The following is a 16,182-nucleotide window of genomic DNA, read 5'->3' on the forward strand; positions in this document are numbered from 1 at the left end:
GCGCATGCACGCCGACGTCGACGCGTTCCTCGCGCATCTGCAGGTCGAACGGCGGATGTCGGTGCACACGCTCGACGCCTATCGCCGCGATCTCAGCGCGCTGGTCGACTGGACCGGCGCGCAGGCGCGCGGCGATCTGCGTGGCCTGCAGGGCGACGACATCCGCGCCTTCGTCGCCGCCGGCCACCGCGGCGGCCTGTCGCCCAAGAGCCTGCAGCGTCGGCTGTCGGCGTGCCGCAGCTTCTACCAGTGGCTGCTCAAGCACGGCCACATCGCCGCCAATCCGGCGGCCGGCGTGCGCGGCCCGAAGGCGCCGCGCAACCTGCCGCAGGTGCTCGACGTCGACGAGGCCACGCAGCTGGTCGAAGTGCCGGTCGATGCGCCGCTCGGCCTGCGCGACCGCGCGCTGCTGGAACTGTTCTATTCGTCCGGCCTGCGCCTGTCCGAACTGGTGGGCCTGCGCTGGCGCGACCTCGACCTCGACGCCGGCCTGGTGACCGTGCTCGGCAAGGGCAGTCGGCAGCGCAGCGTGCCGGTCGGCACCCATGCGCGCAGCGCCTTGTCGGCCTGGCGTGCAGACAGCGGCGGCAGCGCGGCGACGCCGGTGTTTCCCGGTCGCGGCGGCGGGCCGATCACCGCCCGCGCGGTGCAGTTGCGGATCCGGCTGCTGGCCCAGCGCCAGGGCCTGTTCAAGCGCGTGCACCCGCACCTGCTGCGGCATTCGTTCGCCAGCCACGTGCTCGAATCCTCCGGCGACCTGCGCGGGGTGCAGGAACTGCTGGGCCACGCCGACATCGCGACCACGCAGATCTACACCCATCTCGATTTCCAGCACCTGGCCAAGGTCTACGACGCGGCGCATCCGCGTGCGAAGCGGAAATCCTGACCCGGCGGTCACGATCCCGGCTTGATCCGCTGCCGAGCGGCCCCATCCAGTGGATTCGATCCTTGGAGGCCGCATGGACCCCAGCCAGAATCCCAACGTATTCCACGCCACGACGATCGTGTCGATCCGCAAGGGCGGCAAGGTGGTCGTCGCCGGCGATGGCCAGGTCACGCTCGGCCACACCATCATGAAGGGCAACGCGCGCAAGGTGCGTCGCCTGGGCGAGGGCGGCAAGGTGCTCGCCGGATTCGCCGGCGCTGCCGCCGATGCGTTCACCCTGTTCGAACTCTTCGAAGGCAAGTTGCAGCAGCACGGCGGCCAGCTGGTGCGCGCCGCGGTGGAACTGGTCAAGGACTGGCGTACCGATCGCCGCTACGGAAAGCTCGAAGCGCTGCTCGCGGTCGCCGATGCGGAGACCTCGCTGATCATCAGCGGCAACGGCGACATCATCGAACCCGACGACGGCATCATCGCGATCGGTTCCGGCGGCTCCTACGCATTGTCGGCCGCGCGCGCGCTGCTCGCGCATACCGAACTCGACGCGCGCACTGTCGCCGTCGAGTCGCTCAACATCGCCGGCGACATCTGTATCTATACGAACCGGAACGTCGTCGTCGAAGAACTCTGACGCGGGATTGGGGATTCGGGAGAAGGGATTCGGAACAGCCGGTCCCGCCTCTGAATTCCGATCGCGCGACCCTCCGCTCTTACGAATCCCGAATCCCCAATGCCCAATCCCGTCTCTTCCACCATGACCCCGCGCGAGATCGTGCAGGAACTCGACCGCCACATCGTCGGCCAGAACGCCGCCAAGCGTGCGGTCGCGATCGCACTGCGCAACCGCTGGCGCCGCGCGCAGCTCGACGACGATCTGCGCAACGAGGTCATGCCCAAGAACATCCTGATGATCGGTCCGACCGGCGTCGGCAAGACCGAGATCGCGCGCCGTCTGGCGACGCTCGCCAATGCGCCGTTCGTCAAGGTCGAAGCCACGCGCTTCACGGAAGTGGGCTACGTCGGCAAGGACGTCGAGCAGATCATCCGCGACCTCGCCGACACCGCGGTCAAGCTGTATCGCGAGCAGGCCAAGGTGCGCGTGCGCACGCAGGCCGAAGAACGCGCCGAGGACCGCATCCTCGATGCCCTGCTGCCGAAACGCGAGGCGCCGCAGCCGGCGTTCGGCTTCGGCGCGCAGACCGCGACCGTCGACATCGGCGCCGAGCCCTCGTCGAAGGAGTCCGAGACGCGGCAGAAGCTGCGCCGCCAGTTGCGCGCCGGCGAACTCGACGATCGCGAGATCGAACTCGAACTCAGCGCCGGGCAGGGCATGGACATCATGACCCCGCCGGGCATGGAGGAAATGGGCCAGCAGCTACGGCAGATGTTCGCCAACCTCGGCGGTGGCAAGACCCACAAGCGCAAGCTGACGATCCGCGCCGCGCGGCCGCAGCTGATCGAGGACGAGGCCGGCAAGCTGGTCAACGAGGACGATGTGCGCGAGGCCGCGATCGAGGCCTGCGAGCAGCACGGCATCGTCTTCATCGACGAAATCGACAAGGTCGCCAAGCGCAGCGAAGGCGGTGCAAGCGGCGCCGACGTCAGCCGCGAAGGCGTGCAGCGCGATCTGCTGCCGCTGGTCGAAGGAAGCACGGTCAGCACCAAGTACGGCTCGGTGAAGACCGACCACATCCTCTTCATCGCGTCGGGTGCGTTCCATCTCGCCAAGCCCAGCGACCTGATTCCCGAAATGCAGGGCCGCTTCCCGATCCGCGTCGAACTGACCGCGCTGACCAAGGACGATTTCGTCCGCATCCTCACCGAGCCGAAGGCGGCGCTGACCACGCAATACGTGCAGCTGCTGAAGACCGAGGGCGTCGGCCTGACCTTCGCGCCCGATGCGGTGGAGCGGCTCGCCGAGATCGCCGCGCACGTCAACGAGCGCCAGGAGAACATCGGTGCGCGTCGTCTGCACACCGTGCTCGAACGCCTGCTCGATTCGCTGAGTTTCGAGGCACCCGACAAGGGCGGCACCGTGGTCATCGACCGTGCCTACGTCGACCAGCAGCTGGGCGATCTGGTGCAAGACCAGGATCTGAGCCGCTACATCCTCTAATCCGCATCGCCGGCAGGGCACGCCTGCCGGCGCCTTCACTGGCCAGAATGGCCAATTTGGGTATATTGGCGGCCTGTCCGTCCGGAGTCTCCGCCATGACCGTCGCCCTGAAGCTCGACGCCCTCGACGCGCTGCCGCGCACTCCGGCCTCGGACGTGAAGAAGCTCGGCTGGCGCGGGGTCATGAAATCGGTGGCCCGCGAGGGCCACGTGCTGGTCACCCATCACGACACGCCGGAGGCGGTGATCCTGTCGGCCGACGCCTATGCCGCCATCCTGCGCGCGCTCGAGGCGGCCACCGCGCCGCAGCGCTCGGCGCTCGAGGAACTGCAGGCCGAGTTCGACCGCGCGCTCGCCGCGCTTCGGGCCGACGATGCCGGTGATCGCCTGCGGGCGGTCATGGACCGGCCGGTCGCATTGCGCGGCAAGGTCAAGGCCGGCGCCTCGCATTGAGCCGGCGCACGCCGGCGCCGGCGTCGCGGTCCCCGGTCGACACCGCGCCGCCGTCCCGCCCGGTGCTGTACGTGCTGGCGGGGGTCAATGGCGCCGGCAAGAGCTCGGTCGGCGGCCATCTGCTCGCGCGGGCGGGCCTGACCTGGTTCAACCCCGACGATTTCGCGCGTGCGCTCGCTGCGCGTACCGGCTGCACGCTGCCCGAGGCCAACGCCGCCGCTTGGCAGGAGGGCATGCGGCGGCTCGACGTCGCGCTCGCCGCCGGGTACGACCACGCGTTCGAGACCACGCTCGGCGGCCATACCGTGCCCGCGCGGATCGCCCGGGCCGCGCGCACGCACGACGTGCTGATGTGGTTCTGCGGGCTGGGCTCGGTGGAGCAGCACATCGCGCGCGTCGCGGCCCGCGTCGCCGTCGGCGGCCATGCGATTCCCGAGGCCGACATCCGCGCGCGCTGGATGCGGGCCCGCGAGAACCTGGTCGTGCTGATGCCGCACCTGGCGCGCCTGCAGGTCTGGGACAACAGCCGCGACGTCGCGCGCGGCGCGTCGGTGCCCGATCCGCGTCTGCTGCTGGAGATGGTCGACGGCCGCCTGCTGCAGCCGGACGCGGACGATGCGGAGGCGCTGCGTGCGACGCCGGCCTGGGCGCAGCCGCTGCTCGGCGCTGCGTTGCGCGGTTGACCCCTTCACCGTCTGCAGCGGGGCATGCCGCACCATGCAGGGCCGTTCCATCTACAGAAGTCGCCGATGATCCGACCGTCCCGTGCGCTGTTTCCCCTTCTGGCCACGGCATTGCTGGCCGCAGGCTGCAGCGACGACACGCCGTCGAACGCGCCCGTCGCCAAACCTGTCGATCCGACCGCGGCCACCGACGCCGCGCCTGAGCCGGCCATCGACGCCGGCCCAGCCGCCGCGCCGCTGTACCGCGAACTGCGCGATTTCCTCGTCGCCTGCGACAACGGCCGGCATTGCGAGGCGATCGGCGTCGCCGACGATGCACGCTTCGGGCTGACCCTTCGGCTGGCGCGCGACGCCGGGCCGGACGGCGCCCAGCGCCTGCATCTGGGCACCTACGACGGCCGCATGGACGCCGCGACGCTGCAGCTCGACGGCCAGGCGTCCGAGCCGCTGCGCAGCCTGCCGTGGCGCAGCGATGTCGACACTGGTGCCCTGGTGCTCGACGATCCCGCCGCGATCGCCCATTTCATTGCGACGGTGCGCAACGGTGCGCGCCTGTCGACCGGAGCCGGGAATGCCCGCACCGACGTCTCGCTGTCGGGACTCGCCGCCGCGCTGCTGCTGGTCGACGAGCAGCAGCAACGGCTCGATACCCCCGGCGCCTGGGCCCGGCCCGGCGAGCGCAGCGAGGCCGCGGTGCCGCCGTCCCCGTCGCTGCCCCGCCTGCCGCCCGCGCCTGCGCCGCAGCCGTCGCTGACCGGCGAGGAAGTGCGGACCTTCGCCGACCGCGTGCGCGAGACCCAGGCCGAACGCCTGCGCGCGCTGGACTGCGATGCGCCGCGCGACGCCTACGACATCCGCCGCCACGACGATGCGCATACCCTCGATGCCGACCACGTGCTGGTGTTCGTGGCCTGCTACAGCGGTGCCTGCCAGACTTCCAGCGTCGCCTTCCGCGTCGCCCGCGACGATGGCGCCGGCGCGCCACTCGAATTGCCGGCGCCGCCCGGGCTCGCGGCCGTGGCCCCGGACCAGGGCTTCGCCATGCTCACCAATGCCGGCTACGTGCCGGCGACCGGCACCCTGTCGCATCTCGCCAAGGGCCGTGGCCTGGGCGACTGCGGCGAAGCCGCGACCTGGCGGTACGACGGCCAGGCCTTCCATCTGGCGAGCTATTCGGCGCTGCGGCGTTGCGGCGGCGCGGCACCGGGCGACTGGCCAAGTCTCTGGCGCACCGCCGATTGACCCGGCCGCACGCGCCAGCGCGCGTGCACAGCTCAGCGCAGCAGCAGCACCGGCACGCGCGTGGTCTGCAGCACCCGGGTGGTCGTGCTGCAGGCGCTCGCGCACATGCAGGCCTTCGACAACGGCGTCGAGGCCGCGCGCGGAAAAGAACTGCCGGATTCGGCGGTGTTGCTGGAGATGGTCGATGGCGCGCTGGTCACGCCAGATGGCGCGACGTCGCCGCGCTGGCCGCCACGCCCGATTGGGCCAAGCCGCTGCTTGAGGCCGCGCAGTAACGCACGCTTGCGCCCGCGCTGCGGACGTGGCGCACAGCGCGAAGCGATTGCCGCGCAGGATCATGCGCGGAACGAGGCGGCGCGGTCACACCGGCCGCGGTCGCTGCGTCCTGTTCTGACAATCCAGGTGGGGAGTCGGTCCATGTCGCATGTATCCGTTTCAAAGATGTCGCGCCTCGGCTGGCCGGCAGGCCGTGTCGGACGCTGGCTGCGCGAGGCATGGCGGATGTTCCGCCGCGCGCCGGCTCGGCTCTACGGGCTGGCCGCGCTGCCGATGCTGGTCGAGATCGCGCTGCAGCTTGGATGGCCGGGCGGCGGTGTCATCGCGTCGAAGCTGGTGGTGCCGCTGTGCTCGGCCTGGGCGCTGCTGATGATCCATGGTGTGCTCACAGCGGGCCGTGCCGCGCCCGGCGCCGCCCTGTGTGCGCTGTGGCGCATCCGGTGGGCGCTGCCGGCACTCGCCTTGCTCAGTGCATCGGTTTTCGCCTTCCAGTGCGTCGTGATGCTGTTGGCCGCGGGTCCCGCAGCGGCGATGGCATTCGTCACCGCAGATGCGGACGGCATGTCGGCACTGACGCGTCCCGTCACTGCGCTGGCCCTCGCGGCAGGCGCAATTCCAGCGACCGCGCTGCTGTTCTTCGCTGTGACCCGGATCGTGCTCGACCAGGTGTCGGTACGTGACGCCGTTTCGGAAAACCTGCAGCTGGTGCTGCGCAATCCACGTGCTCTGCTGGGCTGGATGATGGTCAACGCCGGCCTGCTGTTCGTGCTGGTGTATCAGCCACTGGTCCTGCTGATCCTGCTGCCGATGGGGCTGGTCGCCTATGCGGCGTGGCGTGACGTCTTCGGCGAAGGCCCGGGCCGCGAGGGAGGCGCCGCCACGCGGCCAGCAGCGTCGGGACAGGGGAGAGGATGACGCGTGTGTCCTCCGGTGGACGGTTCGGGCGGCAGGTCCACGGGCAGGTTGTCGGCTCGCAGGCGCCCGTCGCCCGTCGGCTCGACCCGGTCACCCACAATACGAAGCACGGAGCGGCGGCCCAACTGCGATACGGCAGCCGCTGCACCCAAGCCCGACGCAACGGCATCGCGAGACAGGTGATGGCGACCGATGCGGGAATCCGCAGCGCCAGCGTGTCGGATAATCGCCTGTTCCCACCATCACATGCCGTTGCGCGGGCGCCTGGCGTGTATTGGTCAGCGCAGCAGCAACACCGGCACGCGTGTGGTCTGCAGCACCCGGGTGGTCGTGCTGCCGACGATCAGCCGGCGGATGCGCGAATGGCCATAGGCGCCCATCACCAGCAGATCGAGATGCTCCGCCGCCACGTGCGTGACCAGCGCCGCGTCGGCCGCGCCGGCGAGCGTGATCACCCTCGGGGCAAAGCCTGCCGCGTCCAGTGTGGCCATGGCGGCCGCGTGGGCGGCGGCGTGACGGTCGTCGTGGCCGACCGTCACCAGGTGGCAGCGCAATCCCCGCAACAGCGGGCTGGCCGCGACCAGGTCCACGCAGCGCTGCGCCGTGGCACTGCCGTCGAAGGCGACGGCGAATGCGGCGACCGTCGTCTGCGGCCGGGTGACGACCAGCACCGGGCGACGCACGGCACGGATGGCACGCTCCAGGTTGCGCCCCAGGTGGCCCGGTGCGCCGTCGTCGTCCGCCCCGCGTCGGCCCAGCACGAACAGGCGCACATCCGGTTCGACATCGGTCAGTGCGTCCACCAGCGCACCATGACGCAGGCGTGCCTCGGCTTCGATGCCGGCCGTCTCGCGCAGGTGCGCACGCACCTGGTCGAGCAGCGCCCGGCCGTGGCGCTGGGCCAGCTGGCCGTGCTGTGCGTCGTGCGCGGCGAGCTCGGCCAGCAGCGTTTCCTGGCTGCCCAGTGAGAGGCTGCCGCTGAAATCGGCCGGCGGCGCGACCGTGGCGTCGCGCTCGATCGTGTGCATCACGTCGAGCCCGACACCGAGCCGCTGCGCGGCCCACGCCGCGAGGTCGGCCACGCCGCGCGCGTGTGCGGACCCGTCGATGGCGGCCAGTACGCGGCCGCCGGCGGGGATCAGGGGAGGTGACGTCATCGGCATGTCCTCAGTGGCCGCCCATCAGGCGTTCGGCATCGGGTTTGTCGTGCACGCCGAGGCGGTCGACCATCGTGGCGCTGGCCGCGTCGAGACCGACGATCTCGACCTGCGCACCTTCGCGGCGGAACTTCAGCACCACCTTGTCGAGCGCGCCGACGGCGCTGAGATCCCAGAAGTGCGCGGCCGAAACATCGATGGTCACGCGCTCCAGTGCCTCGCGGACATCGAAGGCCGAGACGAACCGCTCGGCCGAGGCGAAGAACACCTGGCCGGTGACCACGTACGTGCGCGCAGTGCCCTCCGCATGCGCATGCGAGCCGATGTGCAGCACGCGGCCGACCTTGCGCGCGAAGAACAGCGCCGACAGCAGCACGCCGGTCAGCACGCCCTTGGCGAGGTCGTGGGTGGCGACGGTGACGATCACGGTGCCGAGCATCACGATGCTCGACGTGCCCGGATGCGTACGCAGCTGCTGGATCGAGCTCCAGCTGAAGGTGCCGATCGAGACCATGATCATGACCGCGACCAGCGCCGCCATCGGAATCGTCGCCACCCACGGGCCGGCGAACACCACCAGCATCAGCAGCACCACACCGGCGACCAGACACGACAGCCGCCCGCGGCCGCCGGACTTCACGTTGATCACCGACTGCCCGATCATTGCGCAGCCGGCCATGCCGCCGAGGAAGCCCGCCGCGATGTTGGCCACGCCCTGGCCGGCGCATTCGCGGTTCTTGTTGCTGGGCGTGTCGGTGAGATCGTCGACGATCTGCGCCGTCAGCAGCGATTCCAGCAGGCCGACGACGGTCAGCGTGGCCGAGACCGGCAGGATGATCCACAGCGTTTCGAGGGTCAGCGGCACGTCCGGGAACAGGAAGACCGGCAGGCTGTCGGGCAGCGCGCCCTTGTCGCCGACGGTCGGCACCACGGCGCCGAAATACAGCGCGAGGCCGGTCAGCAGCACGATCGCGACCAGCGGCGCGGGAATCACCAGATTGCGGGTCCAGCGGAACAGCACGGCCGCAGCGCCGAGGCCGACGATCGCCACCGGATACAGCAGGCGAGCGTCCATGCTGCCGAAGGTCAGCGCCAGACCGATCACCAGCAACACCAGCCCGACGCCCGGGAACGTCCGCCGCCCCAGCCACGGCAGGCCGTAGATGATCGCAAGACCCAGCGCGACCATCGGATACACCAGTGCCGGCACGCCGATCAGTTCGGGGATCTGCGCCATGAAGATCAGGATCGCCAGCGCGTTGACGAAGCCGGTGATCACCGAGCGCGAGACGAAACGCATCAGCGCGCCCAGCTTCAGTGCGCCGGCGACGATCTGCAGCACACCGGTCAGCAGTGTGGCCGCCAGCAGGTATTGCAGGCCGTGGTCGCGCACCAGCGTGACCATCACCAGCGCCATCGCGCCGGTGGCGGCCGAGATCATGCCCGGCCGGCCGCCGGTGAAGGCGATGACCACCGCGATGCAGAACGAGGCGTACAGGCCGACGCTCGGATCGACGCCGGCGATGATCGAGAACGCGATGGCTTCGGGAATCAGCGCCAGCGCGACGACGAGCCCGGAGAGCAGATCGCCGCGGACGTTGCCGAACCATTCCTGGCGCAGCGTTGGAGAAAGAATCACAGCAATACCCTTGAGTCGCCCGGACACGGATCCGGGGGGATGAGATCGAACAGCAGCCAGCAGGAGACCGCCGCCTCAGCGGCAGGCGTCGGGTGCTAGGGCGGCGTGATCGTCATCGAGTGGGCACTTCGGGCGTGCAGGCCGCGGGGATCGCGACGCGTGCAGGGCGCGCATTGTAGCCCGGCAGGGGGCGGCTGTCGCGCAGCGGCCGGCCTCAGTCCTCGCCGATGTCCTCGTTCCACACCTCGGGATGCGCGGCGATGAAGCCGCCGAGCAGGTCCACGCAGTCCTGGCTCTGCATGTCGATCACCTCGACGCCGGCCTCGCGCAGCCAGTCGATGCCGCCCTGGAACGTCACCGATTCGCCGACGACGACGGTGCCGATGCCGAACTGGCGCACCAGGCCGCTGCAGTACCAGCACGGCGCGAGCGTCGTGACCATGATCGTGTCGCGGTACGAGCGCTGGCGTCCGGCCTTGCGGAAGGCATCGGTCTCGCCGTGGATCGACGGGTCGCTTTCCTGCACGCGGCGGTTGTGGCCGCAGCCGAGCAGCCGGCCGTCCTGGTGATAGAGCGCCGCGCCGATCGGGATGCCGCCTTCGGCCAGTCCCTGACGGGCTTCGGCGATGGCGGTGTCGAGCAGGGCGCGGTAGTCGGGCGTGGCGATCATGGCGGTGTCGGCGGCGTGCGGCCTGCGAGTCTGACCGCCGCAGGCCGTGGGGTCGAGCCGGCGTGCACGGGCGCGCGCTGGAAGATGAGGGATAATCGGCCCATGAACGACGATTCCAGCAAGCCGGGCACCACCCATTTCGGTTTCCGCGACGTGCCCACGGGCGAGAAGCAGAAACTCGTCGGCGAGGTGTTCTCGTCGGTCGCCGGCAACTACGACCTGATGAACGACCTGATGAGCCTGGGCATCCACCGCGTGTGGAAGCGCTACTTCGTCGCCACCGCCCAGGTGCGCACCGGCGACCGCGTGCTCGATCTGGCCGGCGGCACCGGCGACATCGCCGCGCTGCTGCGCGACCGCGTGGGCGAATCCGGCGAACTGGTGCTCGGCGACATCAACGCCTCGATGCTGCGCGTCGGCCGCGACCGCATGACCGACCGCGGCCACGTGCGCGGCTTCGAGTACGTGCAGTGCAACGCCGAGACGCTGCCGTTCCCGGATGCCAGCTTCGACCTGGTGACGATCGCCTTCGGCCTGCGCAACGTGACCGACAAGGCCGCCGCGCTGAGCGAAATGCTGCGCGTGCTCAAGGTCGGCGGGCAGGCGCGGGTGCTGGAATTCTCGGAAGTGAAGGCCGACTGGTTCAAGCCGATCTACGACTTCCATTCGTTCAAGATCCTGCCGCGGCTGGGCCAGCTCTTCGCGCGCGACAGCGACAGCTACCAGTACCTCGCCGAGTCGATCCGCAAGCACCCGCCGCAGGACGCGCTCAAGGGCATGATGGAAACGGCCGGCTTCGCGCGCTGCAAGTACCGCAACCTCAGCGGCGGCATCGTCGCGATCCACGACGGCTTCAAGGCCTGAGTGCGCCTGGCGCGCCGCGCGTTGCCGCGGCGCCCCCGGCTCGTCCATAGCGGCCCCGTGTAGGCGCGCGCTGGCGCACGAAGGGTTTGGCCGGGAATGCCCCATCGCGCGCGAGCGCGCTCCTACAGGGACAAATATCGCGAGGTATTCGCGCACCCCTGTTTCGCGGGGACGAGCGCGTAATTGCTCAGAACAGCGACACCGCTAGGTGGCCACCGCGTCCTGATACGTCCTCCATGTAGGAGCGCGCTCGCGCGCGAAGGGCCTGGGCCGGGAATGCCCCATCGCGCGCGAGCGCGCTCCTACGGAGGCAGATTCTCGCGAGGTGCTCGTGCATGCCTGTTTCGCGAGGACGAGCGCGTAATCGCTCAGGACAGCGACGCCGCGACGTCGCTACCTTGTCCTGATACGTCCTCCATGTAGGAGCGCGCTTGCGCGCGAAGGGCCTGGGCCGGGAATGCCCCATCGCGCGCGAGCGCGCTCCTACAGGGACAGATATCGCGCGGTGTTCGCACCCCTGTTTCGCGGGGCGACGCGACGCCAATCGCTCAGAACAACGACGGCGCGATCTCGATCTCGCCGCGCCGCGAGGCCAGGCGGTCCGCCAGCCGCGTCGGCTCGGGCAACCGGTAGCCACGCAGGCAGCGCAGCGTCCACGCCAGCGCGCCCTCCACCGAGACGCAGTGCCCGGGCGAGACGATCAACGGATTGCAGCGTGCGCGGCTGCGCAGCGCCCAGCCGATGACCTCGCCGCGATCGGTGATCGGGCTGCGCTCGCCGGGCTCGGGGCCGGGTGGCGCGAAGCGGCCGTGCAGCCGCGTCTTCGCCACGCCGATGCTCGGCAGGCCGGTGACGACACCGAAATGCGCGGCGATGCCCAGACGGCGCGGGTGGGCGATGCCCTGGCCGTCGACGAACACCAGGTCCGGCGGCTGCGACAGCTGCGCGAGCACGGCCAGCAACGCCGGCAGCTCGCGGAAGCTCAGCAGGCCGGGCACGTAGGGCATCGAGGTCGGCACCCGCGCGACGTGGGATTCGATCGGCGCCAGGCTGTGGGCATCGAGCAGCACGGCCGCGGCGCGGGTGGTCTCGCCCGCGTCTTCGAAACCGACGTCGAACCCGGCCAGCACCCGTACCTCGAGCGGCAGCCGGTCGTCCAGCACCACCTGGCCGGCCAGGTGCGTCTGCCGCGCGCGCGCCTGGGCCACGCTGCCGTCCCAGCCGTCGAAATCGAAGTCCGCCGTCGTCATCGGCCGATCCTGCGATCCGTGCGGTGGCGGCGCCGTGCAGATCGGTCCAGCCGGCGGCCGCGGCGCGCCGGGCCGACGCGGTATGCTGCGCGGATGTCTTTCCCCCGAGAGCATGGCCCGTGATCCGAGTTCCCCTGTTCCGTTTTCCGCAGCTGGCACCGCTGCTGCTCCTGTCCCTTTCGATCCTGGTCGTCGGCTGCCAGCGTGACGCCGAGAACGCGCCCGCCGCCGCCGCGGGCGGTGGCGCGCCGGCCGAGGTCGCGGACCGCGACGAACATTCCTATGCCGAACCGGCCAAGGTCGTCACCGAGGATCTCGCGCTCGACATCGCGCTGGATTTCGATGCACGCACGATCGCCGGCACCGCGACCTATACGTTGCAGTGGACGGACGACAGCGCCACCCAACTGGTGCTCGACACCCGCGACCTGACGATCTCCAAGGTCGAAGGCGAGGCGGGCGGCACCTGGCAGCCGCTGCAGTACGCGCTGGCCGATGCCGACGCCACGCTGGGCAGCAAGCTCACCATCGAAACGCCGCAGCGCAACGCCCGGGTGCGCGTGACCTACGTGACGGCGCCGGAGGCCTCGGGCCTGCAGTGGCTCACACCGGAGATGACGGAAGGCAAGCAGTTGCCCTTCATGTTCAGCCAGTCCCAGCAGATCCACGCGCGTAGCTGGGTGCCGCTGCAGGACACGCCGGCGATCCGCTACACCTACACCGCGCGCGTCACCGCACGCCCGGACGTGATGGTGCTGATGAGCGCCGACAACGACCCCGCCGCGCAGCGCGACGGCGAGTACACGTTCTCGATGCCGCAGAAGATCCCCTCGTACCTGATGGCGATCGCCGCCGGCGACCTGGTGTTCAAGCCGATCTCCGGCCGCGCCGGCGTCTGGGCCGAGCCGGCGATGGTCGACCGCGCGGTCGCCGAGTTCGCCGACACCGAAAAGATGATCGAGGTGACCGAGCAGCTCTACGGTCCCTACCGCTGGGAGCGCTACGACCTGCTGATCCTGCCGCCGTCGTTCCCCTACGGCGGCATGGAGAATCCGCGCCTGTCGTTCATCACGCCGACCGTCATCGTCGGCGACAAGTCGCTGGTCTCGCTGATCGCGCACGAACTCGCGCACAGCTGGTCCGGCAACCTGGTGACGTTCTCCAGCGCCAAGCACGGCTGGCTCAACGAGGGCTTCACCAGCTACGTCGAAAACCGCATCGTCGAATCGGTGTACGGCAAGGACGTCAGCGACATGGAGTACGTGATCGCGCGCAACGCGCTGCGCGACAGCATCGCCTCGATGCCCGAGGCCACGCAGGCGCTGGCGGTCAAGCCGGGCACCGAACTCGACGCCGACGGCGCGCTGAGCGCGGTGTCCTACGACAAGGGCGCGTGGTTCCTGCAGTTCCTCGAGCAGCGCTTCGGCCGCGAGAACTTCGACGCGTTCCTGCGCGGCTACTTCGACCACTTCGCGTTCCAGAGCATCACCACCGAGCAGTTCCTGGAGTACGCCCAGGCCAACCTGTTCGGCAAATTCCCGGACACCGTGACCGACGCGGAGATCCAGGAGTGGGTCTATGCACCGGGCATTCCGTCCTACGCACCGCAGGTGATGTCGCGCAACTTCGGTATCGTCGATTCCGCGCGGCTGGCCTGGCTGGGCAGTCCCAACCTGCCGCCGCGCCAGATCACCGATGCGTGGTCCACCCAGGAGTGGCTGCACTTCCTCGACAGCCTGCCGCAGACGCTGACGGTCGAGCAGCTGGCCCAGCTCGATGCCGCCTACGGCTTCACCGGTACCGACAACGGCGAGATCGCGATGCGCTGGTATCCGCTGGCGGTGCGCAGCGGCTACACGCAGGCCAACGAGGCGCTGGCCGCGTTCACCGAGCGCGTCGGCCGTCGCAAGCTGATCATGCCGATCTACACCGCGCTGGTGCAGACCGAGCCGGGCATGGCGCTGGCGAAGGAGATCTTCGCGCGCGCACGTCCGGGTTATCACCCGATCACGACCGCGTCGGTCGAGGCGCTGATCGCCGGCGCGACGCCCGCTCCGGCGCCGGCACCTGCGGTGGAGGTCCCGCCGGCCGAGGACGCGGCGCCGACGCCCGCCAACTGATCGCGCGTCGAACGCAGCACGCGAACGGCCGCCTCAGGGCGGCCGTTTGCTTTCGGGGCTCCGGGCACACGGTTGCAGATGTGGGGGTCTTCGAGGTCGTCCACGACCACGGCGACTACACGCGTCCCGCTGCAAGCCCGGCAGGCAACACCGCCGACAGCGGCAGGTCCCGACGCTGCCGCTTCGATCGTGCCGCGCCACGCGCTACGCTGGCGACTTCCATCGCCGCGCGCCAGGCACGTCATCGCGCCCGGGCGGCCGCTCCGCTGCCACGAGGACGCCCTGCATGACACCCCGCACCCTGCTCGCCGCCGCGCTGCTCACCGCGCTGCTGCCGCTCACCGCCTGCCAGGACCGCGAGGCCCAGGCCGCCGCCCAGGCGCAGGCCCAGGCGGCAGCGGCCGAGCAGGCGGCCGAAGCCGCCGAACGTGATTTCGAAGCCGCCGTCGCCGCGGAGAACTGGCCGCTGGCCAAGGCCCAGGCCGATGTGCTGCTTGCGCGCCATCCAGGCACCGCGGCCGCCGATCGCGTGCGCGCGCAGTTCGACGAGGTCAAAGGCAAGGGCGACGCCGAACGCGAGACCGCGCGCACCGCCGCGCTGTGGAGCTACGACACGCGCCCAGCCGGCGGTGGCCAGCAGGTGTCGGCGATCATCTACGCCCGCGACGCGGTGGATGTCGACGGCAGCGGCGCCAAGCGCGTGCGTCTGATCTTCCGCGACCACCCCGAATGGGGTCGCAGCAGTTACCTCGTGCTCGAGGCCGGCGATTTCGACTGCTATCCGAGTTGCCGCGTGCCGGTCCGCGTCGACGACGGCGAACCGCGGCGCATGGCCGCCAACCGCCCGCAGACCGACGAGGCGATCGCGATGTTCATCGACGACGAACGCGCGCTGTGGCGCCTGCTCGACGGCGCGACGACGGTGGCGGTCGATTTCCCGGTCAAGGCCGGCGGCACCCGCACCGCGGTGTTCGAGGTCGCGGGCCTCGACCGCGCACGCATGCCCGGCTGGAACTGAGCCCCGCACCTGTAGGAGCGCGCTTGCGCGCGATGGCGTTTTTTTGTGGAAACGCCCATCGTGCGACGGCGCTTTCGCAGCAACGCCCATCACGCGCGAGCGCGCTCCTACGGACGTTTGGATGCAAGGTGGATCGACGCCGCATGCACCCCGGGCGCCTGATCGACGGTGCAGCGGTGCTCGCTGCCGAATGCCCATCAAAAGCCCGCGGTGCCCGCTCCGGTGCCTGGACGCGCGCGCATGACCAGAACCCAGCAGGTGTAGGAGCGCGCTCGCGCGCGATGGGCTGTCAGCGAAAACGCCGATCGCGCGACAACGCATTCGCAGCAACGCCCATCGCGCGCGAGCGCGCTCCTACAGGGGGCGTCGCAACGACCGCCGCGAAGCGTGCCAGCGAAACGGGCGCGAGCAGGGACGGCATCGCAGCAGGACGCCGACCCATCCGCCACACGACCGCCTCAGCGACAGTTGGCCTGCGCCACCGCCAACCGCTGCGCGGCGGCGTTGCGCTCGCGCACGATCGCGCGCTGCTGCATCTCGCGCTGCGCGCGCAGGCCGGAGCGGTCGGTCACATCGTTGGCATCGCCGCCGACTGCAGCGCGCCGGGTGTCGGTCGCGCTCAGGCGCCGCTGGGCGGCGGCGATGCGCTGGTCGGAAGCCGGCTGCACCATGCGTTCCGCGGTCTGCAGGCAACGCTGCTGCGGCGACAGCGCCGGCACCGGAGCCACCGGTCGGGTGACGTCTTCGGAGAGCTGACGTGGCGGCTCGACCGCACGCAGCCCCGAACGCGGCGGCGGATCGGCCGGGTTGCGCAGCGCCTGTGCAGAGGCCGTGCCGGCGGTCGACAGCGCGAGCATCGCGACTGTCGCGATCATCAGCAGTGGACGGTGCATCGGA

The 16,182-nt window shown here is 70.3% G+C and carries 15 protein-coding genes; 10 read left to right on the forward strand and 5 right to left on the reverse strand.

What is annotated here, in order from left to right; all coding sequences use genetic code 11:
* Positions 1-4: 4 nt before the first annotated feature.
* The 7 genes from xerC to ACF3M1_RS02200 all read left to right on the forward strand — a co-directional run bounded on the left by xerC (position 5) and on the right by ACF3M1_RS02200 (position 6,567).
* Positions 5-886 (forward strand): tyrosine recombinase XerC, encoded by an 882-nt coding sequence (xerC, locus tag ACF3M1_RS02170; protein ID WP_394003497.1) that lies wholly within the window; start codon positions 5-7, stop codon positions 884-886.
* 73 nt (positions 887-959) lie between these two features.
* Entirely contained in the window at positions 960-1,514 is a 555-nt protein-coding gene (gene hslV / locus ACF3M1_RS02175) for an ATP-dependent protease subunit HslV (RefSeq protein ID WP_159680638.1), read from the forward strand.
* Between the two features lie 99 nt (positions 1,515-1,613).
* Positions 1,614-2,999 carry an ATP-dependent protease ATPase subunit HslU gene (gene hslU, locus ACF3M1_RS02180; protein WP_394003500.1) on the forward strand — a complete coding sequence of 462 codons (1,386 nt, stop codon included), beginning with the start codon at positions 1,614-1,616 and terminating at the stop codon, positions 2,997-2,999.
* A gap of 95 nt (positions 3,000-3,094) precedes the next feature.
* Positions 3,095-3,451, forward strand: coding sequence for a hypothetical protein (locus ACF3M1_RS02185; RefSeq protein WP_394003502.1), 357 nt, complete (start codon positions 3,095-3,097; stop codon positions 3,449-3,451).
* 62 nt (positions 3,452-3,513) lie between these two features.
* On the forward strand, positions 3,514-4,134 hold the full coding sequence (locus tag ACF3M1_RS02190; RefSeq protein WP_394005152.1) for an AAA family ATPase: 621 nt from the start codon (positions 3,514-3,516) through the stop codon (positions 4,132-4,134).
* Positions 4,135-4,200: 66 nt separating this feature from the next.
* Positions 4,201-5,376, forward strand: coding sequence for a DUF1176 domain-containing protein (locus ACF3M1_RS02195; RefSeq protein WP_394003504.1), 1,176 nt, complete (start codon positions 4,201-4,203; stop codon positions 5,374-5,376).
* A gap of 84 nt (positions 5,377-5,460) precedes the next feature.
* Positions 5,461-6,567, forward strand: a complete 1,107-nt coding sequence (locus ACF3M1_RS02200) for a hypothetical protein (RefSeq protein ID WP_394003506.1) — start codon at positions 5,461-5,463, stop codon at positions 6,565-6,567.
* Positions 6,568-6,845: 278 nt separating this feature from the next.
* Here the strand turns inward: ACF3M1_RS02200 and ACF3M1_RS02205 are convergent, their stop codons facing one another.
* From ACF3M1_RS02205 to ACF3M1_RS02215, 3 genes are all read right to left on the reverse strand, one after another.
* Positions 6,846-7,724 (reverse strand): universal stress protein, encoded by an 879-nt coding sequence (locus ACF3M1_RS02205; protein WP_394003508.1) that lies wholly within the window; start codon positions 7,722-7,724, stop codon positions 6,846-6,848.
* A 10-nt stretch (positions 7,725-7,734) separates the two neighbouring features.
* Positions 7,735-9,363 (reverse strand): SulP family inorganic anion transporter, encoded by a 1,629-nt coding sequence (locus tag ACF3M1_RS02210; protein WP_394003510.1) that lies wholly within the window; start codon positions 9,361-9,363, stop codon positions 7,735-7,737.
* A gap of 214 nt (positions 9,364-9,577) precedes the next feature.
* Positions 9,578-10,033 (reverse strand): nucleoside deaminase, encoded by a 456-nt coding sequence (locus ACF3M1_RS02215; RefSeq protein ID WP_394003512.1) that lies wholly within the window; start codon positions 10,031-10,033, stop codon positions 9,578-9,580.
* Between the two features lie 102 nt (positions 10,034-10,135).
* Here ACF3M1_RS02215 and ubiE point away from each other — a divergent pair, with 102 nt between their 5' ends.
* Positions 10,136-10,897 carry a bifunctional demethylmenaquinone methyltransferase/2-methoxy-6-polyprenyl-1,4-benzoquinol methylase UbiE gene (gene ubiE / locus ACF3M1_RS02220; RefSeq protein WP_394003514.1) on the forward strand — a complete coding sequence of 254 codons (762 nt, stop codon included), beginning with the start codon at positions 10,136-10,138 and terminating at the stop codon, positions 10,895-10,897.
* A 548-nt stretch (positions 10,898-11,445) separates the two neighbouring features.
* Here ubiE and nfi read toward each other — a convergent pair.
* Positions 11,446-12,147, reverse strand: coding sequence for a deoxyribonuclease V (gene nfi, locus ACF3M1_RS02225; RefSeq protein WP_394003516.1), 702 nt, complete (start codon positions 12,145-12,147; stop codon positions 11,446-11,448).
* 119 nt (positions 12,148-12,266) lie between these two features.
* Here nfi and ACF3M1_RS02230 point away from each other — a divergent pair, with 119 nt between their 5' ends.
* Both ACF3M1_RS02230 and ACF3M1_RS02235 read left to right on the forward strand, forming a co-directional pair.
* Positions 12,267-14,267, forward strand: coding sequence for a M1 family metallopeptidase (locus ACF3M1_RS02230; RefSeq protein ID WP_394003518.1), 2,001 nt, complete (start codon positions 12,267-12,269; stop codon positions 14,265-14,267).
* Positions 14,268-14,553: 286 nt separating this feature from the next.
* Entirely contained in the window at positions 14,554-15,285 is a 732-nt protein-coding gene (locus ACF3M1_RS02235; protein ID WP_394003520.1) for a hypothetical protein, read from the forward strand.
* Positions 15,286-15,743: 458 nt separating this feature from the next.
* Here the strand turns inward: ACF3M1_RS02235 and ACF3M1_RS02240 are convergent, their stop codons facing one another.
* Positions 15,744-16,178, reverse strand: a complete 435-nt coding sequence (locus ACF3M1_RS02240) for a hypothetical protein (protein WP_394003522.1) — start codon at positions 16,176-16,178, stop codon at positions 15,744-15,746.
* Between the last annotated feature and the right edge of the window lie 4 nt (positions 16,179-16,182).

The organism is Luteimonas sp. WGS1318, assembly GCF_043187535.1.
Classification (GTDB): Bacteria; Pseudomonadota; Gammaproteobacteria; order Xanthomonadales; family Xanthomonadaceae; genus Luteimonas.

Coding starts and splice junctions, on each gene's coding strand:
- xerC (WP_394003497.1), top strand. CDS start 5: ATGCACGCCGACGTCGACGCGTTCCTCGCGCATCTGCAGGTCGAACGG.
- hslV (WP_159680638.1), top strand. CDS start 960: ATGGACCCCAGCCAGAATCCCAACGTATTCCACGCCACGACGATCGTG.
- hslU (WP_394003500.1), top strand. CDS start 1,614: ATGCCCAATCCCGTCTCTTCCACCATGACCCCGCGCGAGATCGTGCAG.
- ACF3M1_RS02185 (WP_394003502.1), top strand. CDS start 3,095: ATGACCGTCGCCCTGAAGCTCGACGCCCTCGACGCGCTGCCGCGCACT.
- ACF3M1_RS02195 (WP_394003504.1), top strand. CDS start 4,201: ATGATCCGACCGTCCCGTGCGCTGTTTCCCCTTCTGGCCACGGCATTG.
- ACF3M1_RS02205 (WP_394003508.1), bottom strand. CDS start 7,724: ATGACGTCACCTCCCCTGATCCCCGCCGGCGGCCGCGTACTGGCCGCC.
- ACF3M1_RS02215 (WP_394003512.1), bottom strand. CDS start 10,033: ATGATCGCCACGCCCGACTACCGCGCCCTGCTCGACACCGCCATCGCC.
- ubiE (WP_394003514.1), top strand. CDS start 10,136: ATGAACGACGATTCCAGCAAGCCGGGCACCACCCATTTCGGTTTCCGC.
- nfi (WP_394003516.1), bottom strand. CDS start 12,147: ATGACGACGGCGGACTTCGATTTCGACGGCTGGGACGGCAGCGTGGCC.
- ACF3M1_RS02235 (WP_394003520.1), top strand. CDS start 14,554: ATGACACCCCGCACCCTGCTCGCCGCCGCGCTGCTCACCGCGCTGCTG.
- ACF3M1_RS02240 (WP_394003522.1), bottom strand. CDS start 16,178: ATGCACCGTCCACTGCTGATGATCGCGACAGTCGCGATGCTCGCGCTG.